The following is a 12,178-nucleotide window of genomic DNA, read 5'->3' as shown; positions in this document are numbered from 1 at the left end:
ACGATTTCTGGTGAAGACCTGGTGAACCAGGCCCGACGGACGCTCGGCTTGCGGTCGATTGACCCAGCTCAGGCGTCCTAGATTTTCAGAAGAGCTGCACGCGGTGGATCGCCGAAGGTCTCAGACCGGCATGGAGTTCCCCACGATTCGCTTGGACAGAACCCCTTGGCCCTTGGCGCTTCATGACCGTTGTTCGTGATTCACCGCACTTAGACGTTGATCTTGCTGTGATCGGAGCTGGTCTTGCCGGCACTGGTCTTGCTGCTTCGCTTCCACAACGCGGTTTTGACGGCACAATTTTGCTGTTAGAGGCTGGTCGTGGTCCGGGTGGCCGAGCGGCGTCGCGGCGCCGACGTGATGATTCGCTTTGGCGGCTTGATCATGGAGCACCTTGTTTCAGCTTCAGCCAACCACCGCAGGGTCTTCTTGCTGAACTCTGGAATCCGCTGATTGAGAAGGGAATTGTTCAGCCCGATCGAGGTCTTGTTGTTGGCTTGAGTGCGGCGGGTTCGATTGTCGATCCACCCGATCATCCACTGCTTCAGGGCCCACGTTTTCGTGGTGTGCCAACCATGGCATCTGTACCGGAAGCTTTGCTGAAGGCTGCAGGCTCAAAAACGCAAGGGGCGTTTGGAGAACGAATCAGCAGCCTGCGCAGGGAAGACGGATGGTGGTGTCTCTCAGGTCAGCGTCGGGCACGTTCTCTCGTGGTCACTGGAAATCTTTTGGCCCATCCCCGTTCCCTGGCGATGTTGGGTTGGCGCGATGTTCCTTTACGTTCGGCAGTTCCGTTGCATGTGGATCCCTGCTTCGATGCTGCACTCGAGCAAATTAGTGAGATGCGTGCATCGGTACGTTGGAATTTGATGCTCGAATTCCCTCGCTGTTCCGATCATCTGCCTCGGCAAATTTGGTTGACAACAGAAGCTCAAGCAAAATTTGGTATCGAACGGATTGTTCTGCATCGTCAGCAAGATCACAGGCTGGGCTTAGTCGTCCACGGCTTGGACGACGGATCCCCAATTACGCCAGCTAGCCAGCCTGGTTTGTTGGTGGAGCAAGAAGCACGCCAACGGAAAGCTTTGACTGAGCTGTTGCTGCCTTGGCCCGAGTTGGCTCAGGCACTTGCCCTGGCCCGATCCTTAGGCGTGATGCGTTGGGGAGCGTCTCAGCCCCTGGATGCCCCCCTACCCAACTCCCTTCAATGGTGCGAGCCCAGCGCAGTTGGTTTTTGTGGAGATTGGATTGCCGGGCCAGGCTTTGGCATGGCTGAAGGGGCTCTTCAAAGTGCGGTTGATCTTGCCACCCAACTGATCTAAATGAGGCAGTATCGCTGAAGGATTGATCACAACAATCTCAGAGTGGATTGCCAGCATTGGCGAATGCTCCATCGATGCATCAAAATGTGCAGATCACCTGATGTATGCGCCCATCGTAATGTTATGATTTGATTGATTCCTGGCCCAGGTGAGCAATGGATTTCACGCTTGTTATCCTCAATCAATATGTTTCTGCTTATCCACAGATGGAGTGGACTGAATGGAAAGACAGTAATAGGAAGAAAATGAAAAGCCAAGGAGACAATTGGTCGAAGACGACTTTGCCGGGTAATGATATTTGGGACTGCCTCAATAGTTATAAGATCGACTCCCGTCATCTTGTGCAATGGAAGCCAGCCGCCGATACGCTGTATCGAGTCAGCCTTCCAAGTCAGTAGTTCAGCCTAGACGTTCATTTCGTTCCACCTTTTTGTTGGCGCCCTAGTTGTTCACAGGCTCAGGGGGCCTGAAACGGAGTGCGCTGCAGGAGTGTGATGTCCGGGCGGCATCACGAGTCTGTCTTGGCGATGATAATAGCAATAGCTCCCTGGTGCTTTCCTGCCCGTTTAGTTTGGATCAACGGCTGTCTTCTCCCTTGGCGTATTAATGGTGACGAGTCATCTGTTTGCTCGCCGATATTTGTGCAGACCGCTGCTAAAAGCGTCTTGCCGGTAATTTTACTGTTGTTTTGCTGGTGTTTGTGTGATCGAATTGCCGCCAATTACATGGCCTTGCAGTAGCCACTCTCATGAGTGCAGGGTCTAAGTATTATTGCTCTGTCAAAGTTTTATGTGCTTTTGGTTATTGGTTGCTGAATCTCGCCTAAAAAGGTGCTCAAGCAAGGGAGTTTTGATGAGCTTTTCGCTTACGACCATCCTGATTGGTGCTGCAGTATATCTTTTTATGCACATCATTCTGTCTCCCTTGCTTTCTTGAGTCGCGCCAGTTTCTCTTTGCTGCAATGTCGTTCAGCGCCTTGATGTGTCAAGGGTCTCCACTTTGCTTGAATGAAAGCCAGAAAATGCGTTCTGGATTCAGTTCAGTTCGCGCTGGCTTGTAGGCTTGGGTCCCATGTGGGTCGGGTCTCTGCCCCTTGTCTTGATGGTGGTGGTCAGCGCAGTGCCGGACCGAGTATGGCCAGAAAGTAGATGTAGATTGCCGTGCCTGCAGCAATCGTAGTGATTGAGAAGCTCATTGGATGATTGCGGCTATTGATAACGTATTGATGGCAAATTTTCATCGTCGTTGCTTGTGATACCAAAAACTGTGATGGGGTAGGAATACTCAAGCAGCAGGTTTCATGCTTGCAACGTCTTGGTCAACGATCAGAGTTGCCTGGCTGTAGGGAAGATTGCTCGGCAATCCTGGTTGGCAGGGCTCTGATCGAGGCTTGGCTGGCTTCGCCCCTCCATTCCGGTTGGTTGGCGCGGGCTCACTTGGCTGCCAAGCAGGTAGAGAAAGTGTTGCTGCAGGGCATGATCCCTGGCTGGAACGTTGTCTGGCCTCTGTTGTCGTCTGAGCAGTTTCAGGATTTCTACAGGAAACAAGTGTGAAGCTAGGGTCACGCCATTCCGGCACTTATACCTAGGTTTAAATGACCAGGCGGTCCCACGATGAACTCTTCTCAGCTCTCAAGCCTCAAATGGGAAGAGAACGGCGAGATGTCTGCGCAAGACACCTGGAATCTCGTTCGCCAGCTCACCAAAACCGAAGACCACGACAGGGCCTCGAACCTGCTTCAACTCTCGTCGAAGCACAGACACGCCAATCTGGATCGTTGACGTCGCCCCAGCGGCAACAGCTTGATAGCAACACTTGTGGGCAGAGCTACTGAACTTGGCAGAGGCCCTGAACTTGGCAGAGCCACTGAACCCGCGCAGCTAGGCCTGGGCTTCATGGCAGAACCCACCAGAGCCTTCCATGAAGCAATGGTCCTCGGTTTTCTGCACGTCAAAGCTCTCGTGACCGAGACCAAAGTCGCTGCATTGGCGTCTTGCGCTTACTTGCGTTTGCCAATGCGCGTGGCACTTGGATGCAGCGGGCAGGCCAAAGCGTGGAATGGGGCGTGGGTTCCATCACAGATCACGCTCCCCATTGGTTGAGCATTTGAGCTGTCGAATTTCATTGATGTGACTGCAGCATCACCGTTCTAAAGGTGTTGGTGCCATTGATGCGGAAAGCACTGCTTCTGCTTGGGATCGCTTCGCCTTTGGCCCAGCTTGGGGCGTGAGCATCTGCACAATTGGACCCTGCTCCAGAGGCCATGGCTGCCCAGCTCGCTTCTATTCCGGTGAATCCGGAAATGATTCGATCCTTTTTCTCTCCTTGGCTGCCTGCTTCGACAGCTGTGGTCATGGTGAAAGCAGCGGCGTGGCTGTGATGAACACCGTGCTGAATCACCAACAACTGAGTCGTACCCCTTTGCTGTGTGGTGTGGTGTCGGTGATGGCGGCCACAGCCTTGGGCTGTGGCACCGCCGTCGGCTCCTTTGTGATGCTTGACGCTGTTTGGTCTGATCCTGCCCGTGCTGCGGAGCCAACGGTGTTGGTGCTCATGTTGGCGACATCCGCATTTCGGGAAAAGGTTTGCCGTGAGAGATCCGCTCAGGAGGTGGATCCGGTCTGATGGTTTGTTCGTAATTGGAGGCTTGTTCTGATGACTGGAATGCGTCAATACCAGGGTCGTTACTCACCAGGCTGCGGCGCCCGTGTTCGTGAGCGCACGCTTGTGGCTGATCTGCAAGGAGACGAAGCAGTGCAGCACGCTTTCGAGGGCTATGCACCTCAAAGGCCAGCCGCTGCACCTGCAGCCTTGGCCCGACCGGAAAGCCCTGCCTCCAGCCAAGGGTTGTGGGCTGTGATCACACGAGTTGTGCGTTGGCTACGCACCTTGCTGAGGCTTTAGTCACCGCTCAGTTTTGTTCTCTGCTGAGACCAGTCGAGCGGCTGGTGATGCCAGATCGGCAAGGCCGGCACGATGGCCAGCTCCTGTCTTTGATCATTGCGGCTTGCTTAGTAGGGCTTCGCCGCGGCTGTGAATCTCGCGGGCATAGTCGGTCCAAGTGCCCTGCCCCCAATAACGGAAGCAGCTGGTCTCCAGCAGCAGGAGATGCAGGAGGCAGTTGCGGTAGTGGGGTGTCGCGCTCATGGCTGGATCAGCAGCGACAGCATCGTCAAAGCGGGCGTGAAAGTCAGCGCTGAGTTGGTGCATCGGTGTGAGCACGTTCGTGTAGCCCTCCACCCAGCTGAGGTTGTTGGTCCAGGAGGCTCCATCCATGGAGAAGCCGCCATCGTCTTGTCGCAAGCGGTTGATCGCAGCGTCAACGGCGGTTGCGCTTAGCTCACTTTCCACGGCATCCCAGAGGCGCTTCTGCTGCACCGCCTGTATCGGCGGGAATTGCTCTGGCCCAATCCCTTCCGCTTGCAGTAGCTCAAGGTATTCCGTGCCATTGATCGCCTGCGTTGCTTCGTTGCGCACTCGCTCGTGGGCCTGAATGAAGGCAGCAGGGAATTCGTTCATCATCACGCCGCCATTTTCACCATCGGCGATTTGGCTGACCAGGGCCGGAACCATGCACGTGTCCAGCGGCTGTCGCTCCAGGCCAAGGGCCTCGTAGCAGGGTTGCATCTGACCCACCAGCTTGGTGTCGGATCCCTGGGTTTTGATCAGCGCAGTGATGCTGATCTCCTCCCCGTTGGAGTTGCGGGCGATCAAACGGTTCGGCACCAAGGTTTGCTCGCGGGGCAATGCTGCTCCATTCAGGGTTTCTACGCTGTGCTCTTGCACGAGAAGCCAGCGATAACCGCACTCTTTTAGGGCTTGGATCAGAGCAAATAGCGTCTCGGGGTGATTGGGCAAGTGCATCTCCGGCAGCGAGAAGCCGCGCACGCGTTGCAACGCTGCATCACCGGCGATTGCTGCGAACTGATGCTGCCAGGCTTGGATCTGCAGCTTCAAGTCAGGAATCGGAGTTGATGGGGCCACGGCATGGCCCCAAAAGGTCCCGAGCCACTCCACATGCCGCTGCATGGTGGGATCGCAGGCCAAGTAACGCAGGTCGTCCGTGATGTCGGTTCGGCCCATCTGCTCAACGCCCCAGAGCAGGTTCCCCGAGTAATCGAGCATGATGCGAGGGCTGCAGCCGTCATCAATGAGGCGGGGGATCAGCTCTGCCATGCGCCGGTAGCACTGGGCGAACGGTTCGGCGTTGTGATTGTCTCCCTGGTCAGGGTGGTCCAGCATGAATTGCAGATGGGAGACCAGCTCTCCACCAGGCCCGGCGGGGATGGTGGGCTGATGCATATGCAGTGCACAGGCAAAGCCAGAGCTGAACGTCTCAAGGCTCCGATCTGACTGGGCGAGCCAGACAGGTTGTGCTGCCTGCATCAGCTTTTGCAGCTCACGTTCTCGGCCGCTGATCGCGGGAAGGGTTTGCATCGGATCAGCCACAGATACTGCCCAGCTTCCAGACCTTGCTGCAGTCGTGTTGGCTGCCATCGAAGATGATCGTGTTGCCGTTGGCGGGGTTGCGCAGCACAAATGAACCGGCATACGAGAGCAGATTCCACTCACCGCCGCGTGGATCGCGATAGATCGACGATGTGCGGGTTGTCTTGCTGATCAGGGTGTAGGTGTCGCTGATGCCATCTGACCAGGTCAGTTGGAACCGACCGCAAGGAGCGCTGTTGCAGAGAAAGCTGCGTCTACATCGAAGATTGCGACCGTTGTAGCTGCAGTTCACCCAAGCTTCATTCCCAAAGGTTTGGGCTTGGAGTGGTCGGCTTGGCCCGAGAGAGGTGAGCAGGCCGAAGCAGGCAACAACGGTTGCCATCCTCTGAATCGTCGCGATCACCGGGGTCATGCTCTGAGCTCCATGGCCTGGGTGGGTGTTCTCAAGAACGAGCGTTGATCTGCGCCAGCAATGCGCGTCTCGCGACCAACCATTTGGAGGTGCTCGTCTGGCGCCATGGCTTTTGCTGTCGGACCGGTGGGCCAGGGGAATGAGGTCAGCGTCAGTCCTGTGCTGCTTTGCATGGAGTCTCGGTGGTCATGGCTGTCCCGACCACTTGGTTCAACTGATGTCTGCGAACGCGCATCGAGGCCTCGGTGTTTTCGCTCATCCAGCGCCAGGCGTTTCGAACAAGCATGGGGTCGTTTCTCTGTGCGTTGCGATGGCGATGATCCTGCATGCTCGGCTGCTGTTCTGGGTTGTGACCGCCGTTTCTTGGACGGTATTGCCGGTGATGGCCCAGCGGGCTGATGTGGTTCGACCTGACGCCAATGGGAATTTCCTGACGACCAAGGTGCAGGGGAACAGGGGTGAATATCACCAGATGCTCTGGTTGGTGATTGATCAGGACCCCAAGGGGCTGAACTGCAGGTCGCTCGGTGGCGATGCCGTTCCTCTGGTTTCCCTCGACTACGGAAGCATTCTTCGCACTGCAATCACGCAGCCCCAGCTGAATGGAATCGATTTTGAGGACGATCAAGCTTGGTTGCCGGTGGATGTGGGGCCTAGAGGGAACTTTGTGTTTGATCACAGGCCCCTCAAGGGGCGTGGAAAGCTGCTGCGTTGCAGGGTGAGGGCTAACGCTGCCTTGATCACACCGATCAATCCCGACGACTTCGACGAGACGGCGGCGCGTGGTCTGCGCACGATTCATTCGCGGCCGTAAAAAGGCGGGCTGTCCAGGCCCGCCCTAATCCCCCAACAGAAGTACCGATGCTCGACGCTTCTGTGGATCTGTTATCGCCTAGGGAGAAGGGCTCTGTCGTTGGGATTGCTACGGATCGTCGCCTTGATGAGTGTTTCAGCACTGGCGCTTAGCCCCCCACCTGAGCCAGAACAAAAGGGCTGCGTTGCTTCTGATGCGTTCGTCTTATGAGGTGAGGTTGGAGTCTCCAGGTGGGGCACAGCGGTTTGTGGTGAGGGCCTCCAGCCGAAGTGATGCCTGCCGTATGGCGGCCGAAGCCCATCCCGGTTGTGCTTTTGTGGTGGTTGGCAGAATTGGCGACGGGATTGATTGCCCTTAGTGAGTCCTGTTCTGCAGGCCAGATCTCACCTGAACTTCTCTTCCGGCTGTCATTGCGATCGTGATGCTGGTGGTGGAGTCTGTAGAGGCTTAAGCATGTTTTGAGGTCGTTATCACTGGCCATTAACATCCCTGCCTGCAGTCTTCAGTCTTCAGTCTTCCTGGTTATCCAAAAGGACTGTTTGGAAGATGTGCCTTCGTCTCCGCCAAGACTGTTCAGTGAAGCACAAGCCTTCTCATGGGCATGGATCTTGCCTCCATCGATCAATCCAGTCGATCAGTCGGTGAGATCAGAACGATTGTATGAGGATTAGGATTTCGATTTTCTCAGTCAGGTTGCCCGAAGATCTAGGCACATGAAATCATGCTGTGGCTTTCGTCTCTGGTGGGTCGTTGATGGCACGCCATGGCCGAAATGGCCTGTTGCTGACAATGCTTTGCTCCATGTTCGAAATGATACACAAGTGGCGAAGTGTCCTTGCGGCTTTGTCTGGTGAGTGGCTACGTTAAAGATTCACTTGCTGATGGGGGATGAGCTGGAGGCCGAATCTTCGCTTTGTTTTTGAGCATAAAGCGCTGATTTACAATCTTGGAGCATTAAGTTCCTATATCTCACAGGCTTGTTTCCTGTCTCACGGCATTCACATGTTGGCGACGCGCACGCGGCCGCATTGGTCTACAACTGGCTTTGCACTGTTTACGCTGACCTCGATCGTTCTGATGACCCCGTATAAGTGGGACAGGAAATGGATGCGTATTAAAAGTCTGATAGGGATGACAACATTTGGCAGTGTTCTGATTCTTTACGCTGTCTGTGCGATGGCGTTTTGATGAGTTGATCAGGGCATGGTCTGGGCGATCTCTGTTTGAGGGTCTCTTGGAGGACCTGTTGCTCAGCTGTGGGCAGGATCCGTCAGGTGGCGTCTGCGCTGGATTGGTTCACCGAGGCTTCACCAGCACTGCTTGTGCTCTTCACCTCTACAGCTCAGCTGGTCCACCGGATGAGTGCTCATTGTGAGGGTGTTGAAGGGACGGACCCACCGACACCTCGCCCTGAAACCCCCAACGTTGCATTCGATCATCTCCAAGGGGACGGACCCACCGACACCTCGCCCCTGGGAAGGCTGGATCGAGTCCGCGGGCTCTGCCTGGCGGCGAGAAGGCGTTGAAAGCCCAAAAAAGGACGCCTGCTTGAAGGGTGCTCGGCGAGGCGTCAGGCCAATGCGCTCGTCGATCTCGCTTGGGATACGCCTTGCTCTGCCATGGCGATTGCATCGCATGCATGCGTTCAGCGACTCGCCTACTAAGGCAATTGAGAATCACTTGCAGAAAAGCAAGTTTTGTGTTCTATTGAGATCTGTTCTCAATGGTGGAGCTTGTGGTCCGTGTGTTTGGCGATCGTGCGCTGCTGGCCACGTTGGTTCAGCAGTGGGCCCATGAGCAGGTGCAGCTTCCCCGTGCTTCTGCTCTTGATAGCGCAGCGGTCTTGAGGCGATCAGCGCGGCGAGACCTGGGAAAGCCACCCCTTTGATCGATGCTTCTGGCATCCGCAAACGTTGCTTGCGGAAGGTTGCTTTCGCCACAACAGTCTGGAGATGGATGCGGCTCAATGGCGCTAGCTGCAGCGATGCGATGAAGTCACCATGCTCCCGGCCATTGATGGGGATGTCCGTGCAGCACACCCTTACAGACGAGCAGGTTTGGCTTGAGTTCTGGAAAGGTGGTGCGGCCCATTCGATCTGTGTGCCTCGCTCGCGTCTACGGCAATGGCGTCTGGATCTGATCGCCGATGGTGCGGTGCTGATCCGTTCAGTGTCGGCTGGAGTGGCGGGTGAAGTGGCGGCTTGACCGCTGGCTCAGGCTTCCTCTGGCCTGGGGCAAGGCATCAGTGGAAGCACTCCTCCTTGGGGGTGAAGCCATTCCTCGAATTCGTGATCGATTGCCAACGCGTCGGCGTCTCGGTCCGCATTGGTCAGCAGCTTTCGACGCTGTTTGCAGTAATCAATGGCTGCTTCGATCAGGGCCATCGCTTCCTCGCTGGTCATCAGCCGTGGGCAGATTGATCTGCATGCTTGATGTAGTCGTCAGCTCGCGCCGTGGCAATGGCGACAGGTCGGTGGCTTTTTCAGCATTCCCGGATCGGCGCCAGGCGCAGGGCGGCTCAGGCGGAGAGCCATTGCAGTGAAACTCGTCGCTGGCGCGGGCCATCCAGCTCCACCAGGATCACGTCTTGATATGTCCCGAGCACGGGCTCACCATTGGTGACATGCACCATGACCTGGTTGCCGAGCACAAGAGCCTGAAGATGGGCATGGGCATTGCGCGGTTCATCGGCGGGGATGTCTGGGCGAAGGTCCAGATCGTTGTGTTTCCAGGAGGCGGAGGCGGAGGCGAGTTGATCCAGCCAGTGCTCGAGGTCCATGAGCAGTCGCTCTTCCATCTCGTTGACAATCAGAGCCGTGGTGGTGTGCAGGCCGGAGATCGATACGGCACCTTCTCGTTCGCCATGCAGGCGGATGAAGTCACGCACCGCGTCTGTGAGGGGCAGGCACTGGAATGGCTGGGAGGTGGAGAGGGAGAGCAGCTGCGAAGACATCGGAGCGGGCTGCAACGGGCGTTCGTTCCCACTGTGCATGACGCCTCTGGCTGATCAGGGTGTGTTTCCCGGCTTGATCAAGGTTGCGAGGGTGGCCATGCTGGCTGCACGGATCGATACAACAGCTTCCATGCCCCTTTTGCCCCGCTGGCAGTACATGAATGACCAGAGCAAGGCTCTGGTCACCAAAACCACCATTGGCCTCGGTGTGGTTCTGGTGGCCGCCCTGTTGCTGCGCTCCCTTTTCCCTTGGGTGGTGTTGGTCTTGATCGTTTGGTTGGCATGGCAGCTGTTTGCGCGCCGGTGATGGGGCGGTGTCGAGTCTTCTCAGGAAGTTGATGTTGTGCCCATGAACGTCGCTGCCGCTCCGGCCCTTTGGTGCTCTTGGGTGAACAGCAAGGGCTAAGTGGTTCATGTGGCCCACCCCCATGATTTTCTGTGAGGCTGTCGCTGCAAGGGATTTGATGGCGACTAACTTGAACGGACAAGTTGTGGTCATGTTGTGGGCCGGTTGCATTTCACATCGCAGAGACCTTCGCTTGCTCCCTGCGTTAGGGGCTTCAGCAATCAACAGGCAATGCTTGTTCTGCTTTTTGCCCTTCCACTCGGTTTGGTGGGATTGGGCTTTGTGGTGTTGCTGATCCAGCGTCAGGTTGCGGTGAAGCCCACACCAGCTCCGCCTGTTTCCCAGGAGCGTCCGATTGATGCCGATCGCAGTACAACGATCCAGCCTCTTCCGGCTCAAGAGCCTTCAGCGGCTTCGCAATCTGGGCTGAGCCAGCAGCAGGCCCGAGCGATTGTTGAGGAATGGCTCACTGTGAAGTCGCAGATCTTCGCTCCTCCCTTTAACACCGATCTTGCCGATCAGGTGGTGGCTGCCGGCCCGCTCTGGACAGATCTCACCAAGCCGGATGGATCGATTCAGTGGTTGAAAAATAACAATAGTCGTTATTCCTATTCGATCATTCGCGTCAATCGTGTCATTCGCTTCATTCCGTCGATTGCGATGCCATCGATCGTCGTTTCGGTGACTGAAGACTCCACCTTGCATTCGCCAAAAGGGGCTGAAAAGTCTTCTAGTACTAACGATTGGCTCTATACCCTGAAGGAAGAGACTGGGCGTTGGAAGATCTGGGATTACCGCAAGCAGTAGATGGACGTCATCCGTTCTGCCCCAACGGCTGGTGTGCTCCTAATGCTGTGGGGCTGTAGCGCGATTCAGCTCCCTGGTTTTAGGACGGCTGCTGATCCTGATTCCGTGCCTAAGGCCGCGCTGCCTGTTGCTCCGAAGAGTGCACCTCCCTTGTTGGAGCTGGTGCCGTCTGATCTTCAACCCGTGGCTCCTGATCAGATTGCGCGCTGTTCGAGGCTGCTCGATTTGTCAGAGGAGCTCGACAAGCCGGCTGATCCCACAAACTTTGGTGAGCGTGAGAGCCGTGATGTTTGGGGACGACCGCTGAATGGAAGCCCTCAGGTGATTGTTCTGCATGAAACAGTGATCGGAGAGCAGGCAACTGTTGACCTATTTCAGACATCGCATCCTGAGGATGCAGATCAGGTGAGTTATCACATGCTGATTGCCCGTGATGGATCCCGCTTGCGCATCGTGCCTGATAACAACCGGGCCTATGGCTCAGGTATGTCGGCGTTCGGTGATGCGACCCAGCGTCGTGAGCCTGGACGGGTGGGATCCATCAACAACATCGCCTTGCATGTGAGTCTTGTGTCACCGGTTGATGGACGTGATGACCGAGGTAGCCATTCCGGTTACACCCCAGCTCAGTACCGCAATCTTGCTGGTCAAGTGTTGCTGTGGCAGGCCCGTCACGGCATTCCGTTGACCCGGCTCACCACACATCAGGCCGTGGATCGCAGCCGAAGTCGTTATGACCCTCGTAGCTTCCGCTGGGATCGCTTCATGCCGCTTTATCAGCAGGCAGTACGACTGTGCGGATTGGAGAGGTTCGACAATGGGCAGGCGGGACTCTGACTGTGAATGACGAGAGCCTGTGAACGATTCCCTTGGGAAGGTTGAATCTTGGCTGCAGGTTGGTCTCTCCTCTGCATGACTATCGCTCATCTGTTGCTCCGATGGTGTGGCTCAACCTTGCGGCAGGGGACGTGCTGGAGCCCGGTCTATCAGTTTGATAGGCCTAAAACCGCCCAAAACCTCAGCAATAGCTTCAACACTGGACTTAGACGCTGCTCTGTGGGGGTAGTTGTGGGGGTCG

The 12,178-nt window shown here is 56.2% G+C and carries 16 protein-coding genes; 11 read left to right on the top strand and 5 right to left on the bottom strand.

What is annotated here, in order from left to right; translation table 11 throughout:
• Positions 1-182 precede the first annotated feature (182 nt).
• The 5 genes from DXY16_RS12285 (at position 183) to DXY16_RS12260 (ending at position 4,223) form a co-directional block, all read left to right on the top strand.
• Positions 183-1,319, top strand: coding sequence for an NAD(P)-binding protein (locus tag DXY16_RS12285; RefSeq protein ID WP_115121465.1), 1,137 nt, complete (start codon positions 183-185; stop codon positions 1,317-1,319).
• A gap of 155 nt (positions 1,320-1,474) precedes the next feature.
• A complete protein-coding gene (locus DXY16_RS12280; protein WP_115121464.1) occupies positions 1,475-1,717 on the top strand; it encodes a hypothetical protein in 243 nt (80 codons plus the stop codon).
• Between the two features lie 1,215 nt (positions 1,718-2,932).
• On the top strand, positions 2,933-3,100 hold the full coding sequence (locus tag DXY16_RS14905; protein WP_170953958.1) for a hypothetical protein: 168 nt from the start codon (positions 2,933-2,935) through the stop codon (positions 3,098-3,100).
• Between the two features lie 544 nt (positions 3,101-3,644).
• Positions 3,645-3,944, top strand: coding sequence for a hypothetical protein (locus DXY16_RS12265; protein ID WP_115121461.1), 300 nt, complete (start codon positions 3,645-3,647; stop codon positions 3,942-3,944).
• Between the two features lie 30 nt (positions 3,945-3,974).
• Positions 3,975-4,223: a hypothetical protein gene (locus tag DXY16_RS12260; RefSeq protein ID WP_137007099.1), complete on the top strand. Its 249-nt coding sequence runs from the start codon at positions 3,975-3,977 to the stop codon at positions 4,221-4,223.
• A 93-nt stretch (positions 4,224-4,316) separates the two neighbouring features.
• Here DXY16_RS12260 and DXY16_RS12255 read toward each other — a convergent pair whose 3' ends face one another.
• The 3 genes from DXY16_RS12255 to DXY16_RS14900 are packed head-to-tail and all read right to left on the bottom strand — an operon-like array spanning position 4,317 to position 6,353.
• Positions 4,317-5,756 carry a glycosyl hydrolase family 57 gene (locus DXY16_RS12255; protein ID WP_115121459.1) on the bottom strand — a complete coding sequence of 480 codons (1,440 nt, stop codon included), beginning with the start codon at positions 5,754-5,756 and terminating at the stop codon, positions 4,317-4,319.
• A gap of 4 nt (positions 5,757-5,760) precedes the next feature.
• Positions 5,761-6,180 carry a hypothetical protein gene (locus DXY16_RS12250; RefSeq protein WP_115121458.1) on the bottom strand — a complete coding sequence of 140 codons (420 nt, stop codon included), beginning with the start codon at positions 6,178-6,180 and terminating at the stop codon, positions 5,761-5,763.
• The gene (locus tag DXY16_RS14900) at positions 6,177-6,353 is read right to left on the bottom strand and encodes a hypothetical protein (protein WP_170953957.1); all 177 of its coding nucleotides are present in this window, start codon (positions 6,351-6,353) and stop codon (positions 6,177-6,179) included. The genes DXY16_RS12250 and DXY16_RS14900 overlap by 4 nt, the downstream gene beginning before the upstream one ends.
• Positions 6,354-6,490: 137 nt before the next feature.
• Here DXY16_RS14900 and DXY16_RS12245 point away from each other — a divergent pair, with 137 nt between their 5' ends.
• From DXY16_RS12245 to DXY16_RS14465, 3 genes are all read left to right on the top strand, one after another.
• On the top strand, positions 6,491-6,994 hold the full coding sequence (locus DXY16_RS12245; protein WP_115121457.1) for a hypothetical protein: 504 nt from the start codon (positions 6,491-6,493) through the stop codon (positions 6,992-6,994).
• Between the two features lie 1,723 nt (positions 6,995-8,717).
• On the top strand, positions 8,718-8,882 hold the full coding sequence (locus DXY16_RS14890; protein WP_170953955.1) for a hypothetical protein: 165 nt from the start codon (positions 8,718-8,720) through the stop codon (positions 8,880-8,882).
• Between the two features lie 140 nt (positions 8,883-9,022).
• Positions 9,023-9,199, top strand: coding sequence for a hypothetical protein (locus tag DXY16_RS14465; RefSeq protein WP_206749561.1), 177 nt, complete (start codon positions 9,023-9,025; stop codon positions 9,197-9,199).
• An 8-nt stretch (positions 9,200-9,207) separates the two neighbouring features.
• Here the strand turns inward: DXY16_RS14465 and DXY16_RS12225 are convergent, their stop codons facing one another.
• Together DXY16_RS12225 and DXY16_RS12220 are read right to left on the bottom strand one after the other, a co-directional pair.
• Complete coding sequence (locus DXY16_RS12225; RefSeq protein ID WP_115121453.1) at positions 9,208-9,396, bottom strand: hypothetical protein; 189 nt, start codon at positions 9,394-9,396, stop codon at positions 9,208-9,210.
• A gap of 116 nt (positions 9,397-9,512) precedes the next feature.
• Positions 9,513-9,986, bottom strand: coding sequence for a secondary thiamine-phosphate synthase enzyme YjbQ (locus tag DXY16_RS12220; RefSeq protein ID WP_371410913.1), 474 nt, complete (start codon positions 9,984-9,986; stop codon positions 9,513-9,515).
• On the opposite strand from DXY16_RS12220, the gene DXY16_RS12215 reads away from it, so the two are divergent.
• The 3 genes from DXY16_RS12215 (at position 9,985) to DXY16_RS12205 (ending at position 11,937) form a co-directional block, all read left to right on the top strand.
• Positions 9,985-10,254, top strand: coding sequence for a hypothetical protein (locus DXY16_RS12215; protein WP_115121452.1), 270 nt, complete (start codon positions 9,985-9,987; stop codon positions 10,252-10,254). The genes DXY16_RS12220 and DXY16_RS12215 overlap by 2 nt on opposite strands.
• Positions 10,255-10,524: 270 nt before the next feature.
• A complete protein-coding gene (locus tag DXY16_RS12210) occupies positions 10,525-11,100 on the top strand; it encodes an ARC6/PARC6 family protein (RefSeq protein WP_115121451.1) in 576 nt (191 codons plus the stop codon).
• Positions 11,101-11,937 (top strand): peptidoglycan recognition family protein, encoded by an 837-nt coding sequence (locus tag DXY16_RS12205; protein ID WP_115121450.1) that lies wholly within the window; start codon positions 11,101-11,103, stop codon positions 11,935-11,937.
• Positions 11,938-12,178: the final 241 nt, after the last annotated feature.

It is taken from the genome of Synechococcus sp. UW105, from assembly GCF_900473935.1.
Classification (GTDB): Bacteria; Cyanobacteriota; Cyanobacteriia; order PCC-6307; family Cyanobiaceae; genus Synechococcus_C.
The sequence above is the reverse complement of the archived record's forward strand: the minus strand, read 5'-3'. Positions and strand labels throughout refer to the sequence as shown.

Coding starts and splice junctions, on each gene's coding strand:
- DXY16_RS12285 (WP_115121465.1), top strand. CDS start 183: ATGACCGTTGTTCGTGATTCACCGCACTTAGACGTTGATCTTGCTGTG.
- DXY16_RS12280 (WP_115121464.1), top strand. CDS start 1,475: ATGGATTTCACGCTTGTTATCCTCAATCAATATGTTTCTGCTTATCCA.
- DXY16_RS14905 (WP_170953958.1), top strand. CDS start 2,933: ATGAACTCTTCTCAGCTCTCAAGCCTCAAATGGGAAGAGAACGGCGAG.
- DXY16_RS12260 (WP_137007099.1), top strand. CDS start 3,975: ATGACTGGAATGCGTCAATACCAGGGTCGTTACTCACCAGGCTGCGGC.
- DXY16_RS12255 (WP_115121459.1), bottom strand. CDS start 5,756: ATGCAAACCCTTCCCGCGATCAGCGGCCGAGAACGTGAGCTGCAAAAG.
- DXY16_RS12250 (WP_115121458.1), bottom strand. CDS start 6,180: ATGACCCCGGTGATCGCGACGATTCAGAGGATGGCAACCGTTGTTGCC.
- DXY16_RS14900 (WP_170953957.1), bottom strand. CDS start 6,353: ATGCAAAGCAGCACAGGACTGACGCTGACCTCATTCCCCTGGCCCACC.
- DXY16_RS12245 (WP_115121457.1), top strand. CDS start 6,491: ATGGCGATGATCCTGCATGCTCGGCTGCTGTTCTGGGTTGTGACCGCC.
- DXY16_RS14890 (WP_170953955.1), top strand. CDS start 8,718: ATGGTGGAGCTTGTGGTCCGTGTGTTTGGCGATCGTGCGCTGCTGGCC.
- DXY16_RS12225 (WP_115121453.1), bottom strand. CDS start 9,396: ATGACCAGCGAGGAAGCGATGGCCCTGATCGAAGCAGCCATTGATTAC.
- DXY16_RS12215 (WP_115121452.1), top strand. CDS start 9,985: ATGACGCCTCTGGCTGATCAGGGTGTGTTTCCCGGCTTGATCAAGGTT.
- DXY16_RS12220 (WP_371410913.1), bottom strand. CDS start 9,986: ATGCACAGTGGGAACGAACGCCCGTTGCAGCCCGCTCCGATGTCTTCG.
- DXY16_RS12210 (WP_115121451.1), top strand. CDS start 10,525: ATGCTTGTTCTGCTTTTTGCCCTTCCACTCGGTTTGGTGGGATTGGGC.
- DXY16_RS12205 (WP_115121450.1), top strand. CDS start 11,101: ATGGACGTCATCCGTTCTGCCCCAACGGCTGGTGTGCTCCTAATGCTG.